The sequence below is a fragment of the Marinobacterium marisflavi genome (genome assembly GCF_982447095.1).
On sequence record NZ_OZ457898.1, the window covers coordinates 1,771,386 to 1,789,633 of the forward strand.

General features: G+C 52.9%; 18 protein-coding genes. 17 read left to right on the forward strand and 1 reads right to left on the reverse strand.

What is annotated here, in order from left to right; all coding sequences use genetic code 11:
- Position 1 precedes the first annotated feature (1 nt).
- Positions 2-1,069, reverse strand: a complete 1,068-nt coding sequence (gene rlmM, locus AC1WNR_RS08740; RefSeq protein ID WP_481644119.1) for a 23S rRNA (cytidine(2498)-2'-O)-methyltransferase RlmM — start codon at positions 1,067-1,069, stop codon at positions 2-4.
- Between the two features lie 423 nt (positions 1,070-1,492).
- Here rlmM and ccoN point away from each other — a divergent pair, with 423 nt between their 5' ends.
- The 17 genes from ccoN to AC1WNR_RS08825 all read left to right on the forward strand — a co-directional run bounded on the left by ccoN (position 1,493) and on the right by AC1WNR_RS08825 (position 18,213).
- A complete protein-coding gene (gene ccoN / locus AC1WNR_RS08745; RefSeq protein ID WP_481644120.1) occupies positions 1,493-2,929 on the forward strand; it encodes a cytochrome-c oxidase, cbb3-type subunit I in 1,437 nt (478 codons plus the stop codon).
- A gap of 21 nt (positions 2,930-2,950) precedes the next feature.
- Complete coding sequence (gene ccoO, locus AC1WNR_RS08750) at positions 2,951-3,571, forward strand: cytochrome-c oxidase, cbb3-type subunit II (protein WP_481644121.1); 621 nt, start codon at positions 2,951-2,953, stop codon at positions 3,569-3,571.
- Between the two features lie 6 nt (positions 3,572-3,577).
- The gene (locus AC1WNR_RS08755; protein WP_481644122.1) at positions 3,578-3,772 is read left to right on the forward strand and encodes a cbb3-type cytochrome oxidase subunit 3; all 195 of its coding nucleotides are present in this window, start codon (positions 3,578-3,580) and stop codon (positions 3,770-3,772) included.
- Positions 3,769-4,659, forward strand: a complete 891-nt coding sequence (ccoP, locus tag AC1WNR_RS08760) for a cytochrome-c oxidase, cbb3-type subunit III (RefSeq protein WP_481644123.1) — start codon at positions 3,769-3,771, stop codon at positions 4,657-4,659. Before AC1WNR_RS08755 ends, ccoP begins: the two co-directional genes overlap by 4 nt.
- Positions 4,660-4,777: 118 nt before the next feature.
- Positions 4,778-6,178 carry a cytochrome c oxidase accessory protein CcoG gene (gene ccoG, locus AC1WNR_RS08765; protein ID WP_481644124.1) on the forward strand — a complete coding sequence of 467 codons (1,401 nt, stop codon included), beginning with the start codon at positions 4,778-4,780 and terminating at the stop codon, positions 6,176-6,178.
- A 96-nt stretch (positions 6,179-6,274) separates the two neighbouring features.
- Positions 6,275-6,784 (forward strand): FixH family protein, encoded by a 510-nt coding sequence (locus tag AC1WNR_RS08770; protein WP_481644125.1) that lies wholly within the window; start codon positions 6,275-6,277, stop codon positions 6,782-6,784.
- 8 nt (positions 6,785-6,792) lie between these two features.
- Positions 6,793-9,204 carry a heavy metal translocating P-type ATPase gene (locus AC1WNR_RS08775; protein ID WP_481644126.1) on the forward strand — a complete coding sequence of 804 codons (2,412 nt, stop codon included), beginning with the start codon at positions 6,793-6,795 and terminating at the stop codon, positions 9,202-9,204.
- Positions 9,204-9,449 carry a cbb3-type cytochrome oxidase assembly protein CcoS gene (gene ccoS / locus AC1WNR_RS08780; protein WP_481644127.1) on the forward strand — a complete coding sequence of 82 codons (246 nt, stop codon included), beginning with the start codon at positions 9,204-9,206 and terminating at the stop codon, positions 9,447-9,449. Before AC1WNR_RS08775 ends, ccoS begins: the two co-directional genes overlap by 1 nt.
- The gene (locus AC1WNR_RS08785; protein ID WP_481644128.1) at positions 9,446-10,111 is read left to right on the forward strand and encodes a sulfite exporter TauE/SafE family protein; all 666 of its coding nucleotides are present in this window, start codon (positions 9,446-9,448) and stop codon (positions 10,109-10,111) included. The genes ccoS and AC1WNR_RS08785 overlap by 4 nt, the downstream gene beginning before the upstream one ends.
- 494 nt (positions 10,112-10,605) lie before the next feature.
- Positions 10,606-11,994: an oxygen-independent coproporphyrinogen III oxidase gene (gene hemN / locus AC1WNR_RS08790; RefSeq protein ID WP_481644129.1), complete on the forward strand. Its 1,389-nt coding sequence runs from the start codon at positions 10,606-10,608 to the stop codon at positions 11,992-11,994.
- 139 nt (positions 11,995-12,133) lie between these two features.
- A complete protein-coding gene (gene fnr, locus AC1WNR_RS08795; protein ID WP_481644130.1) occupies positions 12,134-12,901 on the forward strand; it encodes a fumarate/nitrate reduction transcriptional regulator Fnr in 768 nt (255 codons plus the stop codon).
- Positions 12,902-12,937: 36 nt separating this feature from the next.
- Positions 12,938-13,480 carry an adenine phosphoribosyltransferase gene (locus AC1WNR_RS08800; protein WP_481644131.1) on the forward strand — a complete coding sequence of 181 codons (543 nt, stop codon included), beginning with the start codon at positions 12,938-12,940 and terminating at the stop codon, positions 13,478-13,480.
- Positions 13,481-13,621: 141 nt separating this feature from the next.
- Positions 13,622-14,500 (forward strand): alpha/beta hydrolase, encoded by an 879-nt coding sequence (locus AC1WNR_RS08805; RefSeq protein ID WP_481644132.1) that lies wholly within the window; start codon positions 13,622-13,624, stop codon positions 14,498-14,500.
- Entirely contained in the window at positions 14,472-14,927 is a 456-nt protein-coding gene (locus AC1WNR_RS08810; RefSeq protein WP_481644133.1) for a thioredoxin family protein, read from the forward strand. Before AC1WNR_RS08805 ends, AC1WNR_RS08810 begins: the two co-directional genes overlap by 29 nt.
- A gap of 167 nt (positions 14,928-15,094) precedes the next feature.
- The gene (locus tag AC1WNR_RS08815) at positions 15,095-16,003 is read left to right on the forward strand and encodes a recombination-associated protein RdgC (protein WP_481644134.1); all 909 of its coding nucleotides are present in this window, start codon (positions 15,095-15,097) and stop codon (positions 16,001-16,003) included.
- Positions 16,004-16,006: 3 nt separating this feature from the next.
- A complete protein-coding gene (gene queE / locus AC1WNR_RS08820; RefSeq protein WP_481644135.1) occupies positions 16,007-16,651 on the forward strand; it encodes a 7-carboxy-7-deazaguanine synthase in 645 nt (214 codons plus the stop codon).
- A 383-nt stretch (positions 16,652-17,034) separates the two neighbouring features.
- On the forward strand, positions 17,035-18,213 hold the full coding sequence (locus tag AC1WNR_RS08825) for a cation diffusion facilitator family transporter (RefSeq protein WP_481644136.1): 1,179 nt from the start codon (positions 17,035-17,037) through the stop codon (positions 18,211-18,213).
- Positions 18,214-18,248 lie beyond the last annotated feature (35 nt).

Here is an 18,248-nt window from a genome sequence, read left to right on the forward strand (position 1 = left end):
CTTATCTGATCAACTCTAAATAGACCGTGATCTCCTCGCGATCGTGATAGAGATGCTTGGCTTCCAATTTATATCTGAGCTGCGCCTCGGTCAGAATGCTCTGCAACTGCTCGAGACAAGATTCCACCTCAGCAAAACGCTGCTTCATCGGCAGTTTGAGGTTAAATATAAGAATCGTTGACCAGCGATTAATCGCCCACTTGGCCATCAACTCAGTAACTTGCGATGGTTTTTCCACCACATCACACACCAACATATCCACCGGCTTGTTCGGCTTGAACGTGAAGGCGTCTTCGCGACGATGGTCCACCTGCCCGGAATCCATCAACTCTTGTGACATTGGGCCATTATCAACCGCTGTTACAAACATATTGCGATTGACCAACTGCCAGGTCCAACCACCCGGGGCAGCACCCAGATCAACGGCCGTTCGGCCACTCTCAATCTTATCTTGCCAATCCGCCTTGGGCACAAACCAGTGCCACGCCTCCTCCAACTTCAGCGTCGAGCGGCTCGGTGCAGAGGGCGGAAACTTCAAGCGCAGTATACCCTGCTCCCAGCGACAGCTGTTCTTGATCGGCGAAACACCCAACCAGAAAGTTTGCCCATCAATGACGAATAAATGGGTACGCCAGTCGGCACGCTGTTTGCGCGGCAACATCAGACCGGCTTGACGCATTGCACCTGAGAGCGCAGAACCAAACTTACGCGCAAAACCGTTAAGGTTGCGCCCATCTGTAGTGTCAGCCGTCTCAACATAGAGCTCAGCGGACTGCGGCAGCCCCTCAGCGGCCGCTAAGAGCGGCGTGATGCGGTCCTTGGTACTGACATGCGATAGAAGATCAGTGCAAGCGACCCATTGACGCGCGAAGATCAGGCGCCGAAATTTGAGCTGCGCCATCAACTCAAGCACATTCTGCTCACCCGTCAGATGAAAAAGCACATAGGCGCTATTGGGGCTAAACTTGGGATATCCAAAAAAACCGAGCTCTGCTGCACGAGTCGATATCTCGGAAGCCGCTTCAGATTCAAACCCTGCGCGGCAATAGATCAGTAGATGGTTAAGCACGCTCGGGCCTCGCTGTTTCACCGGTGATTGCGGCGCGAACTCTAGCATAGCTGAGATTTGCGGGAAACGAGCGTTGGTCGTACCACTGCTGCAGAACTGCGTGACAGCTTATATTGATTTGAATCAAGATATACCCTGTTTTATGACCTTCGCGTTAGCGGTAGATTGCTCTAATAGCCTATTATTATCAGCAAATAACCACCAGAACTATAAGAATAAACCATTTAATATCAGTAGCTTAGATTGCAAAGCTTCAAAGCAATTTTGGCTGATTGGCGTCTTTATGTCGGAACAGCGCATGCTGCACCGCACAAAAATGGGTGAGATAAATGGTCTCTAATTCATTGAAAAAGATCGACTCATCCAACATAATTCGCCCGAATTTCGACCTTTTCTATTCACAAAGCTTGATGAGAGCCTGAAATGAGCACTGCAACTGCAAATACGTACAACTATCGAGTTGTTCGCCAGTTCGCCATCATGACGGTTGTTTGGGGCATCGTAGGCATGGGCCTAGGTGTTCTGATCGCTGCTCAGTTGGTGTGGCCAGCACTTAACTTCGATACGCCTTGGTTTTCTTTTGGACGTCTGCGTCCTCTGCATACCAATGCGGTCATCTTCGCCTTTGGCGGTAGCGCCCTATTCGCAACGTCTTACTACGTTGTGCAGCGTACCTGCCAAACTCGCCTCTTCTCTGATGGCCTAGCGGCATTTACCTTCTGGGGTTGGCAGGCAGTTATCGTAGCTGCTGCTATCACACTACCGATGGGTATTACATCAACTAAAGAGTACGCTGAGCTCGAGTGGCCAATCGATATTCTGCTTGCTGTTGTATGGATCTGCTATGCAATCGTCTTCCTCGGTACTGTCAAAAACCGTAAGACGTCGCACATCTATGTGGGCAACTGGTTCTACATGGCGTTCATCATCACTGTTGCGGTGCTGCACATTGTTAATAGCATCCAGATGCCTGTTACCCTGTTCAAGTCATACTCAGTTTACCCAGGTACTGTCGATGCGATGGTGCAGTGGTGGTACGGTCACAACGCCGTAGGTTTCTTCCTGACTGCTGGCTTCTTGGGCATGATGTACTACTTCGTGCCAAAGCAGGCTGAGCGTCCGATCTACTCGTACCGTCTCTCTATCGTCCACTTCTGGGCGCTGATCGCCACTTACATGTGGGCGGGTGGTCACCACCTGCACTACTCTGCGCTACCTGACTGGGCGCAGTCTGTTGGTATGATTATGTCACTGATCCTGCTGGCACCCTCTTGGGGCGGCATGATCAACGGTATGATGACCCTCTCAGGCGCATGGCACAAACTACGTACTGACCCTATCCTGCGTTTCCTTGTGGTATCGCTGTCGTTCTACGGCATGTCGACCTTCGAAGGCCCGATGATGGCGATCAAGACCGTTAACGCTCTGTCACACAACACAGACTGGACTATCGGCCACGTACATGCTGGTGCTCTGGGCTGGGTTGCAATGATCTCGATCGGTGCGATCTACCACATGATTCCTAAGCTGTTCGGTAAGGCGCAGATGTACTCGACTGCCCTGATTAACACTCACTTCTGGCTGGCAACTATCGGTACTGTCCTCTACATCTGTGCGATGTGGGTAAACGGTATCCTGCAGGGTCTGATGTGGCGTGCAGTTAACGAAGACGGCACCCTCACCTACAGCTTCGTTGAAGCGTTGGAAGCGAGCCACCCAGGCTACTTCGTGCGTTGGTTGGGCGGTATGTTCTTTGTCGCGGGTATGTTCCTGATGGCTTACAACGTATGGCAGACCACCCGCTCAGGCAGCAAAGTGGCCCCTGCAGAAAACCCTGATCCGGCTGTAGCCGCAGCGTAAGTCAGACCGGAGAGAGTTAAGATGATTAAACACGAAACTATCGAAAAGAAAATGGGTCTGATGATCCTGCTGATCATCGTCGTAATTAGCGGCGGTGGTCTGGCAGAGATCGTTCCCCTCTTCTTCCAAAGCTCTACCACCAAGCCAATTGAAGGTCTGCGTACGTACAGCGCGCTTGAACTGGAAGGCCGTGATATTTACATCCGCGAAGGCTGTCATGTGTGTCACACACAGATGATTCGCCCTTTCCGTGCAGAGACAGAGCGCTACGGTCACTACTCAACAGCTAACGAGTTTGTTTACGAACACCCATTCCTCTGGGGTTCTAAACGTACCGGGCCTGACCTCGCGCGCGTTGGTGGACGTTACTCTGATGACTGGCACCGTGCACACATGTACAACCCGCGTGACGTTGTACCTGAGTCAAAAATGCCATCCTACCCGTGGCTTTTCGACGATAAGCTAACAGGGCGTGACACGGCAGCGAAAATGACTGCACTGCGCAAACTAGGCGTGCCATTCAGCGATGAGCAGATTGCCAACGCGCAGGAAGATGTTGCAGGCCGTTACGAGATTGATGCTCTGGTTGCCTACCTACAGGCGCTAGGCAAAATGCATTCTGAGTACACCAACAAACGGTAATTATCAGTGAGTTACGAAACCTACGGTCCATACATTCCGGTCATCATGCTACTGACCTTCATCGGCATCTTTCTGTGGGTGATTAACCCACGCAATAAGAAGCGCTTCGATGATGCGGCAGATCTACCCTTCCAGGATGAGGCGATTGACCAGCGCACACAGCAGGCCGACCAGGAGAGTAACGGAGGAGAAAAACGATGAGTGCTTTTTGGAGCATTTGGATTTCAGTCATCACCCTAGGCGTGATTATCGGTGTAACTTGGCTGCTATTCGCTACTCGTAAGAGTGAGAAATTTAAAGAGACAACAGAAGAGACTGTCGGCCACGCGTTTGACGGCATCGAGGAGTATGACAACCCACTGCCGAAGTGGTGGTTCAACATGTTCCTGATCACCGTTGTCTTCTCTTTGGGCTACCTTGCCCTCTACCCGGGTCTGGGTAATTTCAAAGGCCTGCTCGGTTGGACGTCTGCTAACCAGTGGGAGAAAGAGATGGCGCACGCGGAAGAGGTCTACAAGCCTGTTTTCGCGAAATACGCTGCCCTCTCAATTGAAGAGTTGAACCAGCCCGGCAACGAGAACGGCCTGAAGATGGGGCAACGCATGTTTGCCAACAACTGTTCGGTTTGTCACGGTGTGGGTGGTGTCGGTGCATACGGCTTCCCTAACCTAACTGACGACGACTGGCTCTATGGCGGTTCGCCAGAGACTATTGTTCAGACACTGATCAACGGCCGACAAGGTGGAATGCCAGCATTTGGTGCAACACTCGGTGAAGATGGTGTACAGGACGTATCGCACTATGTACGTAGCCTCAGCGGCCAGCAACACGATGCATCAGCTGCAGACCGCGGCCAGGCGACCTTCAACTCCGTCTGTGCGGCCTGTCACATGCCAACAGGCGAAGGCATGCAAGCACTGGGCGCGCCTAATCTGACCGATAACGTTTGGTTGTACGGTGGTGATTTCGCGCAGATCGCACACACTATCCGCGGCGGTCGTGCAGGTGTAATGCCGGCGCAGAAAGATCTGCTTTCAGAAGATAAGATTCAGCTGATTGCAGCTTACGTATACAGCCTGTCGAAATAATCTTTCTACAGGCTCCAAAAAGGGCGACTGATATATACCAAGTCGCCTTTTTTATCGGCGCAGTATACTGCCCCAATTGTTGAGCTAGTTGATCTCTCTTTGCAGCAGGACCCACTGAATGAGTCAGATACCAGTAAAAGATGTCACCCCTCAAGTAGAGGTTGTAAGCCTCTACGCAGAACGTGAGCATATTTATGTAAAGTTCTACAAGGGTATCTTTAAGAATCTGCGTATTATCTCGAGCGCCGTGATGCTCCTCGCCTTCTATGGTGCCTCATGGCTGCAGTATGATGGTCGCCAAGCGATTCACTTTGACCTACCGGGTCGACAGTTTCACGTCTTCGGTCAGACCTTCTGGCCGCAGGATTTCATGCTGCTCTCTTGGCTGCTGATTATTCTCGCTTTCACACTCTTCTTCGTGACGGTATTCGCTGGCCGACTCTGGTGCGGTTTCTCCTGCCCGCAGTTCGTCTGGACTTGGTTCTTTATGTGGGCCGAGCGCATCACCGAAGGTGACCGCAATGCACGCATGAAACGTGATAAACAGCCGATGTCGGCCAACAAGTTCATGCGTAAATTCGCCAAGCACAGCATCTGGATTCTGATCGCAGTGACTACGTCGATTGCGTTTATGGGCTATTTCACACCGATAAGGGAGCTGATCCCGAACATTCTGGTGCTTGATTTGGGTCCCTGGGAGAGCTGGTGGTTGGCATTCTTTGCGGTAGCAACGTACGGCAACGCCGGCTGGCTGCGTGAGCAGGTGTGTATCTACATGTGCCCCTATGCGCGCTTCCAGTCCGTGATGTTTGACCAGGACACACTGATCATCTCCTACGACGAGAAACGTGGTGAGAGCCGAGGCAAGCGCAAGCGTGATGCCGACTACAAAGCTGACGGGCTAGGCGACTGTATCGACTGTGGCCACTGTGTACAGGTTTGCCCAGTGGGTATCGATATTCGTGACGGTCTGCAGTACGAGTGTATTGCCTGCGGTGCCTGTGTCGACGCCTGTGATGACATCATGGAGCGCATGGGATACGACAAAGGCTTGGTGCGATACACCACCGAGCATGAGCTTGAAGGCAAGAAGACCCACCTCGTTCGCCCCCGTTTAATCGGCTACCTAGTCGCATTGATGGCGATGATGACTGCCTTTAGTTACGTGCTACTGACGCGCACACCGCTAGAGGTCGACACCATCCGTGGCCGCGGTGCCCTTTACACAGTTGCCACCGATGGGGATATCCGCAACACCTACTCAGTGAAGATTGCCAACAAATCGCAAAATGATGAAATCTATCGAATCAGCCTAGAAGGACTTGAGTATGCCGAGTTGGTCGGCGACACCGAGGTCCGCGTAAAAGCTGGCGAGCTTTACGATCACACGATTTACGTTGAGATCGATCCACGTGCGCTAGAGAAGCCGAATTATCCTATCGAGTTTGAAGTGACGGCTGTCGGTGACGAGAGTATCAGCGCCTCCTCCGAGAGTCGCTTTATCGGACCCACAAACTAATCGCTGGCGTCTCTTCGTAACAACCGGTTTATGTTAGACTTCGCGCCGAGCATCAGTGGTCTGAGCTCGGCGTGTACTTATCTCTAAGAGGACAGAATGGAGAATCAAACACGGGATATTGGTCCTTGGTATCGCCAGAAATGGCTACTATTCGTGTTGTCGCCACTGGTTGCAGTGGTGATTTACGCCAGTATCTTTATGTACATCGCAATTTCCACCAGCGATGGCATTGTTAAAGATGACTACTACAAGGTGGCACGCGGAACCAATGTCGATAACAGCCGAGTCCTAGAGGCTGCCAAACGCGGTATCCGCGGCGAGCTGCTGGTAGACGCCCTTACCGGCGATCTGCGTCTCAAACTTAACGCAGACACCCAGCTACCTTCGACGCTGACGCTGGATCTGGTGCACCCTGCGCATAAAAAATATGATCAGCAGATCACGCTGCGCAACGTTAACAGCTCTGATGTTTATCTAGGCAGCCTGCAGGGTAACCTCGAGGGCAAGCGTTATCTTATGCTCTCGGACGAATCCGGTGCCTGGGTGCTCAAACGTGAGCTATTGCCACCCTATGATCAACGCAGCTTTGAACTGCTGCCTGAATAGCCGCGCTTATGGTTGATCAGGCGAAGGTCTGTTTTCACTGCGCAACTCCCCTGCCCGCCTCGGGCCAGTTCCAGCTTGAGTTGAATGGCAAACTGGAGTCATTCTGCTGCCCGGCCTGTCGGGCGGTCACCCAAACTATTCTCGGTTCGGGGTTAGACAAATACTACCAACATCGTGACAAACCAGCGGTTGATCCTGGCAACAACACCTCAATCGATGCTGAGCTAAGTCTTTACGATTCACCTGAAGTGCAGCGCGAGTTCGTTCGCAGACTCGCAGATCGGAGTGAAGCGAGCCTGGTTATTGAGGGTATTAGCTGCGCAGCCTGCGTTTGGCTACTGGAAAAACACATTGGCACGCTGGCGGGTGTAGCGAGTTTCAACGTTAACCTAACAAACCACCGTGCTCGACTGGTCTGGAATCCAGAGGCCGCGCCACTGAGTGAGATATTCCGCCAAATCCTCGCGATCGGTTACACCCCTCATCCCTACCACCCAAACCGCGAAGAGCAACTATACCAGCAAGAGCACAAACGCGCCGTACGCCGCCTCGGTGTTGCCGGCGTCGGCATGATGCAGGTGATGATGATGGCGATGGCGCTCTACTTGGGAGAGAACTTCACGATGGAGCCGCATATCGAGCGCTTCATCCGCTGGACCAGTCTAATCGTTGCAACACCGGTGGTACTCTATGCAGCCCGCCCGTTTTTTATCGCGGCGCTGCGTGATATCAAAACGCGTCACCTCAGTATGGATGTGCCGGTCTCGATCGCGATTGGCGGCGCCTATATCGCCAGTGTCTGGGCGACCCTCTTTGGAGGGGGCGAAGTCTATTTTGACTCGGTGAGTATGTTTACCTTCTTCCTGCTGATTGGTCGCTTCTTAGAGATGCAAGCGCGCCACCGCACGGGCCTAGCCGGTAACGCTTTAGCCAATCTACTGCCAGCTAGTGCAATCAAACTCGAGTCAGGACAGGAAAAATTGATCCCTGTGGCGGAACTCAAAGCGGGTGATCGGGTACTAGTGAAGCCTGGCCACTCAATTCCCGCCGACTCAATCCTTTTCAGTTACAGTGCCAGCATCGACGAATCTGCGCTCACCGGCGAGCCCCTTCCTGTCAACCGCCATCGAGGCGATGCTTTGACAGGTGGCACGCTCAACGTCGATCAACCGATCGAGCTAGAGGTGGTAGCGGGTAGTGAGCAGGGACGCATGTCCGCCATTCTCAATCTGCTCGATCGTGCCCAAGCAGACAAACCCGAGGTTGCCCGTGTTGCCGATAAAGTGGCCAGCTACTTCGTCGCTGCCGTACTGCTGACGGCCTGTGTAGTCGGCTTTAGTTGGTACGCCATTCGGCCTGAGGATGCGGTATGGATAGTCCTCTCCGTATTGGTAGTAACCTGCCCTTGCGCGCTCTCCTTAGCGACACCCACGGCACTCACTGCCGCGATCGGTAGTCTACGCCAGATGGGCCTGTTGATTACCCGTGGACATGTGTTGGAGAGCCTGGCGCAAGCAGACATGGTTGCTTTCGATAAGACGGGTACGTTGACGACCGGCAAGCTAAGCATACGCAGAACCATTGCGCTTAACGGTGCACCTGAGGCTGAGTGCTTGGCGATCGCGGCGGCATTAGAGAGTCGCTCCGAGCACCCGATTGCTTCTGCTTTTGCCCCATTCTTCAGTTATGCGCCTCAGTCCGTTCAGACCCATATAGGCGCGGGTATTGAGGGCCAGGTCGACCTGCGGGACCTGCGCATCGGCAAACCTGAGTTCGCGGCCGAGATCTACCTCGGGCAGCCACCCCAACGACCCGAAGGGACCGGTCTTTGCCTGCTACTCGCCTCGTCTGATGGCCCTATCTGCTGGTTTATCATCGATGATCAAATTCGCCCTGAAGCGCCAGAAGCCGTTAGTGCGCTCAAGGCGCTTGGCCTCGAGGTGGTAATGCTGACCGGTGACGCCTCAGCGAACGGACAGCGTGTTGGAGCAGAGCTCGGTATTGACCGGGTTAAGGCGCAGATGACACCGGAGGCAAAACTTGAGTGGGTCAATCAACGTCAACAAGCGGGGCAGCGTATCCTGATGGTGGGTGATGGAATTAACGATATCCCCGTGCTGTCGGGCGCGCAAACGTCTGTTGCAATGAGTGAAGCGACCGATCTAGCCAAAACCAGTGCCGATGCGGTGTTGATCAGCGCTGATCTGCGTAAGCTCGCCGCAGCCGTAGCGCAAGCGCGCCGTACTCGCTCGATTATCAAACAGAATATTGGCTGGTCGTTAGCCTACAATCTGATAGCCTTACCCTTGGCTGCATTAGGCTTCATTGCACCCTGGATGGCGGCAATTGGCATGTCAGCCAGTTCGTTAGTTGTCGTAGGCAATGCGCTGCGTTTGAACTCAAATCCCAAAGGCTACTGATGGATATTATCTACCTGCTAATCCCTATCGCTATCGTCTTGATCGGTTTCGGTACCTGGGCGTTTTTCTGGAGCGTGAACACCGGCCAGTTCGATGACCTCGAATCGCCAGCCCATCGGATCCTCTATGATGATGACGAAGAGATGATTCCGGAGGATGCGCGCGTACAGCCCGCTAAATCAGATCGCGACAGTGATGGTGCTCAGAGCATCAATAACTCTTCTGAGCCAGAGTCTAAGGCGTGATACAGAGCTCGCTTAGCTTTACCGCAGCCATTCTCATCGGACTGTTAGGTACGACTCACTGCCTAGCTATGTGCGGCGGCATCGCCTCGAGCTTGAGCCTCAGCGACCAGAAGCCCAATGGGGCGTTTACACGCCTTTTTGCCTACAACCTGGGGCGTATCAGCAGCTACATGCTTGCTGGTTTTCTACTGGGGTTGGTTGGGGCAGGAATCTACCAGACCGGTGCGGCTACACTGCTGAGATCACTCGCTGGGTTGCTTCTGATATCCATGGGGCTCTATGTCGGCCAGTGGTGGCTTGGGGTCACTAAACTGGAGAGTCTGGGAAGTCATTTATGGCGTCTAATCTCACCACTGCTGAAGCCTCTGCTGCCGGCAGACAATCCGATCAAAGCGCTTCTACTGGGTATTGGCTGGGGCTGGCTACCTTGTGGATTGGTCTACAGTACGCTGATCTGGAGCGCTGCCGCCGGCAGTGCAACTGATAGCGCGCTTCTAATGCTGGGCTTCGGCCTTGGCACCCTCCCCGGCATGCTCGCAACAGGCCTTTTAGCCCGTGAACTGCAGGCACTGACCCGCAAAGCCGGCGTGCGCAGCGCTGCGGGTGTTCTGCTGATCCTGATGGGCCTCTGGACGCTACCTTGGGGCGCTTTTCTGGGCTAGAGGAGATCTGCCTTACTGCCCGTCTCCTGCCTCAGTATTCTTATAATTTCTCTCTCAATGCGGTCAATCATCAGACGCAATCGAATCTCTCTGATATCCGCGCCTGCGGACGCTGGACTCCGGTTTGTTTTTTTTAGCAATCTATAGTCACGCAAGGTTTTTCGAAACCCTTGCGCCGTTTTAATTAGCACATAGAGGTGGTCATCCTTGGCTCGAAAATGCTGGTGAGTATGGGACAGCTCGCGAGGGGGTATGTACTCGTCATTCAAGTAGCGAGTGATGACATCTGCTATCGTCTTCTCCATTGCGCCTCCAACCACAGAAAAGATATCCATCGTTACTACATGTCAGCGTAGTCGTAAATTGCCAAACCGAACTTAAAATTTGTTCAAGTGTTCAGCTAGCACAGGCTTAAAAAAATTTGATCGGTGTCAAAACCGAGCTGGTATATTTTGTGTAAGCTCGCGTAAAAGCTCTATTGGAAGGAGCTCTGCGTGAGCCACTCTGCTGCAATTCTTTGGGATACCGATCTTATCCGCCGTTACGACAAGTCAGGGCCTAGGTACACTTCCTACCCAACTGCGCTGTCGTTTACGCCGGTCGAAAAGCCGGCGCAGTATCTCAGACAAGCGCTGTTAGAGCGCGATACAACCAAACTACTGTCGCTCTACCTACACATCCCTTTTTGTGCACATGTCTGTTACTACTGCGGCTGCAATAAAGTGGTGACAGCCGATCGTGGCCGTGCTCAGCCCTACCTTGAAGTGCTACATCGTGAGATTGAGCTGCGTTCAGCAGAGTTGCCGGCGCGCCCGGTAGTCGATCAACTGCATTGGGGCGGCGGCACACCGACTTTTATCAGCATGGAAGAGACAGCTCAGTTGATGGCGCAGTTAAGAGCCAACTTCAATCTGCGCGATGACGATCAGAGTGACTACTCGATAGAGATCGATCCGCGCGAAATGAGCATTGAACGCCTTAAGCAGCTGAGGCAGCTAGGTTTCAACCGGCTTTCGCTCGGAGTGCAGGACCTCAATCCAGACGTTCAGAAAGCGGTTAACCGTATCCAGCCGCTGGAGATGACGACAGATCTCATAACGGCAGCCCGTGAAATGGGTTTTCGTTCAATCAATATCGACCTGATATACGGCCTTCCACTACAGACTGAAGGGAGCTTCAAAGAGACCCTCAATACGGTGCTGAAGATCCGACCCGACCGGCTCTCGGTGTTCAATTACGCCCACCTGCCCGAGCGCTTCAAACCTCAGCGCCGTATCAATGCTGAGGACCTTCCCGATGCCAGCACCAAGCTGGCGATTCACCACAATGCTATCGCCCAGTTGACCCAAGCCGGCTACCGCAATATCGGTATGGACCATTTTGCGCTACCGCAGGATAGCCTCTCTGTGGCGCAGCAGTCGGGCGAGCTTCATCGTAACTTTCAGGGTTACACCACTCACGGCAACTGCGACTTACTCGGCCTTGGCGTCTCATCGATCAGCCAGATTGGCGACTACTACCTACAAAACAGTCCTGATCTTCCAACGTACAACGCCATGGTGATGAATCATGGCAGCGCGCTGACAAAGAGCTATAAGCTGAATAGCGACGACCACATCCGTCGTACTCTGATCACTCGACTAATCTGTGATTTCGAACTGAACTACGCCCAACTCAGTGAGCAGACTGGGGTTAATATCAAGCGCTATTTTGCGGACGAACTCTACCAACTAGAAGCGATGCAAGCTGAGGGTATGCTGCAATTACGCGCGGATGGGCTGGAGGTACTTCCACTGGGTCGTTTGTTGATTCGACGTATCTGCATGGTGTTCGACGCCTACATTAACCAACCAAGTGAGCGGCGCTACTCAAAGATTATTTAATCGCTTCTCTTCAATTTATAAATGATCTCGCTAACTCGCTGGTTCCCCACATTTCGCAATTTGCGTCTGGTGTTAGGAATTTTTCTTACAACCTTCTCGCCACAGCGACTATACTTAGCTTCCGAACATCGGAGGTTTTATGGCGTCTACCATCACCAATATTCGCTCAGTCTCAGCGCAATCTCACTGCCAGACCTGTAGCCTGAGCTCTTTATGTTTACCTGTTTCTCTGCAAAAGGACGAAGTTGAGAAGCTTGATAATATCATCGAAAAGAGCCGACCACTGCACAAAGGCGATCTACTGTTTCGCCAGGGCGAGCCACTCAAATCGATCTATGCACTGCGTGCTGGCTCAGTGAAGACCTTCACTGTGACACATGACGGCGAGGAGCAAATCAACGGCTTCTACTTCCCCGGCGAACTCGTCGGCCTCGCCGGTATAGATGAGGGCGAGTACCCGATGAGCGCGAAGATGATGGAGACCACAACCGTGTGTGAGATCCCCTACGAACGCCTCGATGAGCTATTAGGCCAAATGCCAGAGCTGCGCCGCTCAATGATGCGCACAATGGGTCGCGAAATTCGTGATGATCAGCAGATGATGATGCTCCTATCACGCAAAACAGCTGAACAGCGCATTGCGACCTTCCTGCTAAAGCTCTCTTCGCGTTACCAAGCTCGCGGCTACTCAGCCACCCAGTTCCGCCTCTCCATGTCACGCAATGAAATCGGTAACTACCTAGGGTTGGCGGTTGAGACAGTCAGTCGTATCTTCACTCGCTTCGCCTCTTCAGGTATGGTGCGCGTTGAAGGAAAGGAGATTGAGCTGCTCGACCTCGCGGCGCTCAACGAGGCCTCGGGTGACTGCCACGGCGAAGGATGTACGAAAGCCGCACAGCTAGGCTGAGGCTCAATCAGACCAAAGCTTGCATAAGGACCTAGAATGTCTTACGACGAGTATTACGTTAAGTCGGTAATTCGCACCATTTCAGATTGGCCGGACCCGGGTATTGAGTTTCGTGATATCACGCCTATTTTCAAAGACCCTAAAGCTCGCCGGATGGTAGCGCACGCTTTTGTGCAGCGGTACATGGACATGGACCTCTCCGCGATCGCCTGTATCGATGCGCGTGGTTTCCTATTCGGGGCCATCATCGCACACGAGCTGAATCTACCTCTGGTATTAGTGCGCAAGAAGGGCAAGTTGCCGGGTGAGTGCCTTCATCAAGAGTACACGCTCGAATACGGCACCGCATCGGTAGAGATGCAGTCCGATGCGCTGGTCGCCGGCGATCGTGTCGTTTTGATTGATGACCTGATCGCCACAGGCGGTACTATTTTGGCGGCGATGACACTGATCAAAAAGCTCGGTGCCGAAGTCGTTGAAGCGGCAGCGCTCATCAATCTACCCGACCTCGGTGGTGCCACTAAGATTCAAGACGCGGGCTCTCCTGTCTTTACGCTAATGGCGTTCGAAGGGCACTAACCGCTGGCGACGCGCCCCTTCGACGGAGTGGCGCACCTCTCCTCTCCATCCGCGACTAATTTCGACTACAAACGCGGATCGAATTGGCTTACAGTTACGTAGAGACAATTCGCTATAACGATATTCCAACAGGAGATACCAATGCGTCGCTTTGCCGCCCCTATCCTCGCTTCCGCAATTCTCGCTACGCCAGCCTTGGCTGAGACGATCGAGATCGATCACAACGGCTTAACCCTTAATGCTGAGCTGCAGCTAGCGGACGGCAGCACACTAGCGGACGGAGTACTGGTGCTTACGCATGGCACCCTGGCACATAGTGGTATGGAGTTGATCGTGGCGCTACAGGAACTGTTTGTTGATTACGGCATTAACACGCTGGCGGTCAACCTCAGCTACGGCATCGATAACCGCACACCAGCTATGTATGACTGTGCCGTACCAGCGCGACACACCATGCAGGATGCGGTTGCCGAGATCGCTGCCTGGCAGGATTGGCTCGACAGTCAGGATGCGGGGCCACGCTGGATGATGGGCCACTCTCGCGGAGGTAACCAGACAGCGCAGTACACCCTTTCAGACCCTGAGCGCGTTAGCGCCCAGATTCTGTTAGCACCTGCTACCTGGGACCTTGAGAAGACGCTGAGCGGCTACCAGAAGCGTTATAACGCTGATGTAACTGAGCTCCTAGCCAAAGCAGAAGCGATGGATGCCAGCGCCATGATGGACGGTGTGAGCATGCTCTACTGCGAGGGCAGCGGTGCAACAGCTGCAAGCCTGATGAGCTATTATGGAAACTATCCGAATTACGATACGCCGACAGTTCTGAATCAGACAGATACACCAACACTGGTTATCGCCGGTACCTTGGATGATGTAGTGGCAGATCTTCCAGAGAAGATGGCGAGCGTAACCCGAGACAACATTGAATTGGTGGAAGTTGAGGATGCGGACCACTTCTTCCGCGACCTGTTCACCGACGAGGTAGTCGACTATGCGAGCGAATTTATTGAAGCTCAGTAAGCTTATCTTGCTGCTGTTCGCACTTAACGCGCACGCAGCCGATGAGTTGACTGATGCAGCAGATCTGCAACGGTTGGCCGCTACCAACCCCAATGAGGTCATCGTTCTGATGATCTCACAGGAGAACTGCGGCTACTGCTCGCGTGTAAAAGAGGACTACCTGAAGCCGTTGATGAAGAGTGAGAACCATCCGCCGCTACGGATTCTGCATCTGGACCGCAGCGATAAGGTGGTCGACTTCGATGGTGAGAAGCGCTCAGGAAGCATCATAGCCAGCAAGTTAGGTGGACGATTCACGCCCACACTGCTGTTCGTTGATGGCAAAGGGAATAAACTGCACGAGCCTATAGTGGGCCTGACCACACCGGAGTACTTCGGCTACTATCTAGATGAAGCGATCGCCAACGCCCGCAAACGCCTGAACTAGATTGTGGTCGCGAACATTCGCTACGCGCAGATCGCTCTTACACAGAGCTGTCTTGTACGAGGGACGTACGCCAAAGGCGTATTTCCCGACTAGGCACCAACCCCCACTTGCATCTACCCCCTAGCCCCCGGATAATTCCGCCCTCAATTTAGTTAAGCGGTCTTTTCATGCTCTGGTTTCGTAATCTTATCTGGTACCAATTCACTCCTACAGCCAACTTTAACGAGGCATTGCTCAGTGACGCGCTCAGTGCTGCTCCCTTTGTCCCCTGTCGCGGGGCCGAGGCTAAAAGCGCTGGATTTGGAGCGCCAGCAGCTGTTCTGGATGAACCTGTTTTCACCAGCCAGGGCTTCCATCTGATCGCTCTGCACTCTGAAGATAAGATTCTTCCAAGCTCAGTGATCAAAGAGGCTGTCGCGGAGAAGGTTGCCGAGATTGAAGCGAAGGAGTCACGCAAAGTGTTTCGCCGTGAACAGCAGCAACTCAAAGAGGAGATGGAGCTTACCCTTTTGCCACGCGCCTTCACTCGCAAGCGCATGACCCGAGCATTGATCGCGCCACAACAGGGCTGGATCTGTGTCGACGCCAGCAGCCATACGCGCGCCGAGGAGCTTATGAGTGCGCTGCGTGAAGCGCTGGGCAGCCTGAAAGCGGTGCTGGTCAATACCAAACACTCCCCTGCTCGTCTTATGACAGATTGGGTACTCGATGCTCAACCGATTGCCGCCAACTTCGCCCTTGGCGAGGATGCTGAACTGGTTGATCCTCTTAACTCCGGTAGCCAGATCAAACTCAAAGGCCAGGTGCTCAACCAAGCCGATGTGCAGACTCACCTTCAAGGTGGCCTGATGGTCGATCGACTAGCACTCGGTTTTGATGAGCAACTGGAGTTTGTGCTGCACTCAGATCTGAGTATCAAGCGACTACGGCCAACCGAGACGGCTGCCGAACGTCTGGAGTCTGATCAGGATGATCCATTGGCTGCCCTGGATACCGAAGTTGCCCATCTGGGTCTGGAACTCACTCGCCTCCTGCCCGAGCTCGTTACAGCCTTTGGCGGACCGGCTGAGGCCTGATCTATGTACAGCGTTAAAGAGATCTTCTACACCCTGCAAGGCGAGGGGGCACACACGGGCCGTCCAGCAGTCTTTTTGCGCTTTGCTGGCTGTAACCTCTGGAGTGGCCGCGAACAGGATCGTGCTGCTGCCGTATGTCGGTTTTGTGATACTGACTTCGTTGGTGTTAATGGGCAGAACGGCGGCAAGTTCGCCACAGCACACGAGCTAGCCCAGCGAGTTGCCGACTTCTGGCCCTCGATAGAAAAGAGCAGTGGCAAACCCTATGTAGTCTGCACCGGTGGCGAACCGGCGCTACAACTCGATGAAGCACTCATCACAGCTCTGCATCAGCAGGGTTTTGAGATCGCAATAGAGACCAACGGTACCGTCGAATTGGCAGAGGGGATCGATTGGGTCTGTGTGAGCCCCAAGGGAGCCTCTGAACTCGTTGTACGCAGCGGTAACGAGCTTAAACTCGTCTTCCCCCAGGTCGAGATTCAGGCGTCCCCAGCAGTGCTCGCCAGCCTGAAGTTTGATCACTACTATCTGCAACCGCTTGATGATGAATCCCAAGGTGAAAATACCCGCAGTTGCATCGACTATTGTATGCAAAATCCGCAATGGAAAATTTCACTTCAGACGCACAAAATCCTTGACATCGACTGACTAAAAACGACCTGAATATTAGCGATTTCTGTTAAACCCCGCAGTTATGCGGGGTACAGCCGCCTACCCACACGGCCTGTGGATAAGTCTGTGAATAACATATTTAAAACGTCTCAAAACCTACACAATCTGGTAACTGACCTTAAATTGATTATTTTTTGACCATAAAACCATATTCATTAAAAACAATTACTTACACAAAGATTAACCAATATTTTAGGAATTAATCTTAATGAATGTCACTATTGTCGTTTTCAATGATCGACATTGTGAAAATACCGCCATTGTTAATAAATAATCGACAGCTTGTTGACAGACAGTAAATAACTAGAGCTCGGGAGCGGGTTTTCGTACACTAAACCCAAGCAACTAAGGAAAGCCTCATGCAAGAGCAACTCGATCAGCGTCGTAAGGCCGCTGAGCGCGTCACCCTCATTGGTTCTCTAGTTGACCTCCTTCTGGGCGTCAGCAAGATTGTTATCGGTTTTATTGCCAACTCCAGCGCTTTGATTGTGGATGGCGTTCACTCGCTATCCGATCTAGCCACCGATTTTATGGTCATTGTGGTGCTGCGCATTTCGCATCAAGAGCCCGATAAGAACCACCCCTGGGGACATGGTCGCTTTGAAACTGTCGGTACGGTGGCGCTGGGCGTCATACTGATTGCTGTAGGCGCTACGCTCGCTTACGAGATGATCGTAAAAGTACTAACCACAGACGAGATCGCGATTCCAACTTGGCCCGCACTGGTTGTTGCAGCCCTTTCGGTTATCTCTAAAGAGGCGATTTTTCGGTACAGCTTAAAGATTGGTAAAGAGCTTAAATCTGATCTGCTAATAGCCAATGCCTGGCACAGCCGCAGCGACGCGCTCTCTTCAATTGTCGTTTTTGTAGCATTGATCGGCGCTATGATGGGTGTGTGGTGGCTGGATGCCGTAGCAGCCATATTCGTCGCCGGTTTCATCGGTAAGATTGGTTGGGGACTGGTGACGCAGAGCTTAACCGAGCTGGTTGACACAGCCCTGCCACCTGAGCGCGTCAAAGAGCTGCGTGAGACGGTGTTAGAGGTTGAGGGTATAGTGAATGCGCACGACTTTAAAAGCCGCACAATGGGGAACCAGGTGCTCTTAGAGATGCACGTGCAAGTCGCACCGCATCTCAGTGCATCTGAGGGGCACTATGTTGGCGACCTCGCTGTCTATGCACTGCAGAACCGCTTCGACGACCTGAGCCATATCATCTTTCACATCGATACCTACGATGACGAGCCGTTCCATGGCGAGGCGATGCCCGTTATGCCATCACGTAAAGAGATCAAAACGGTGCTCTATCAACAGATGGATCAACTACTGGGCTCACACGAAAACTTCCAGCTGACGCTCTACTACGATCCAAGCTATGTCGATATCGAACTTAAACTACAGCCGGAGTTTATGGCGACACTGGACCAAGTTGGGCTGTCACTACCGGCGTTCCGCGCGCACATCGAACAGGAGATGGGGCGTACTGGCTGGTTCCGCACGCTAACGCTTTGGCTACCCGAACCGCAGATGCGTCCTTAACTGGGATCTAGCCGAAATAGGCGACCTACTATGGC

Coding starts and splice junctions, on each gene's coding strand:
- AC1WNR_RS08805 (WP_481644132.1), top strand. CDS start 13,622: ATGCGTCGCTTTGCCGCCCCTATCCTCGCTTCCGCAATTCTCGCTACG.
- queE (WP_481644135.1), top strand. CDS start 16,007: ATGTACAGCGTTAAAGAGATCTTCTACACCCTGCAAGGCGAGGGGGCA.
- AC1WNR_RS08800 (WP_481644131.1), top strand. CDS start 12,938: ATGTCTTACGACGAGTATTACGTTAAGTCGGTAATTCGCACCATTTCA.
- AC1WNR_RS08815 (WP_481644134.1), top strand. CDS start 15,095: ATGCTCTGGTTTCGTAATCTTATCTGGTACCAATTCACTCCTACAGCC.
- AC1WNR_RS08775 (WP_481644126.1), top strand. CDS start 6,793: ATGGTTGATCAGGCGAAGGTCTGTTTTCACTGCGCAACTCCCCTGCCC.
- ccoS (WP_481644127.1), top strand. CDS start 9,204: ATGGATATTATCTACCTGCTAATCCCTATCGCTATCGTCTTGATCGGT.
- AC1WNR_RS08770 (WP_481644125.1), top strand. CDS start 6,275: ATGGAGAATCAAACACGGGATATTGGTCCTTGGTATCGCCAGAAATGG.
- AC1WNR_RS08825 (WP_481644136.1), top strand. CDS start 17,035: ATGCAAGAGCAACTCGATCAGCGTCGTAAGGCCGCTGAGCGCGTCACC.
- AC1WNR_RS08810 (WP_481644133.1), top strand. CDS start 14,472: ATGCGAGCGAATTTATTGAAGCTCAGTAAGCTTATCTTGCTGCTGTTC.
- ccoO (WP_481644121.1), top strand. CDS start 2,951: ATGATTAAACACGAAACTATCGAAAAGAAAATGGGTCTGATGATCCTG.
- ccoN (WP_481644120.1), top strand. CDS start 1,493: ATGAGCACTGCAACTGCAAATACGTACAACTATCGAGTTGTTCGCCAG.
- ccoP (WP_481644123.1), top strand. CDS start 3,769: ATGAGTGCTTTTTGGAGCATTTGGATTTCAGTCATCACCCTAGGCGTG.
- fnr (WP_481644130.1), top strand. CDS start 12,134: ATGGCGTCTACCATCACCAATATTCGCTCAGTCTCAGCGCAATCTCAC.
- ccoG (WP_481644124.1), top strand. CDS start 4,778: ATGAGTCAGATACCAGTAAAAGATGTCACCCCTCAAGTAGAGGTTGTA.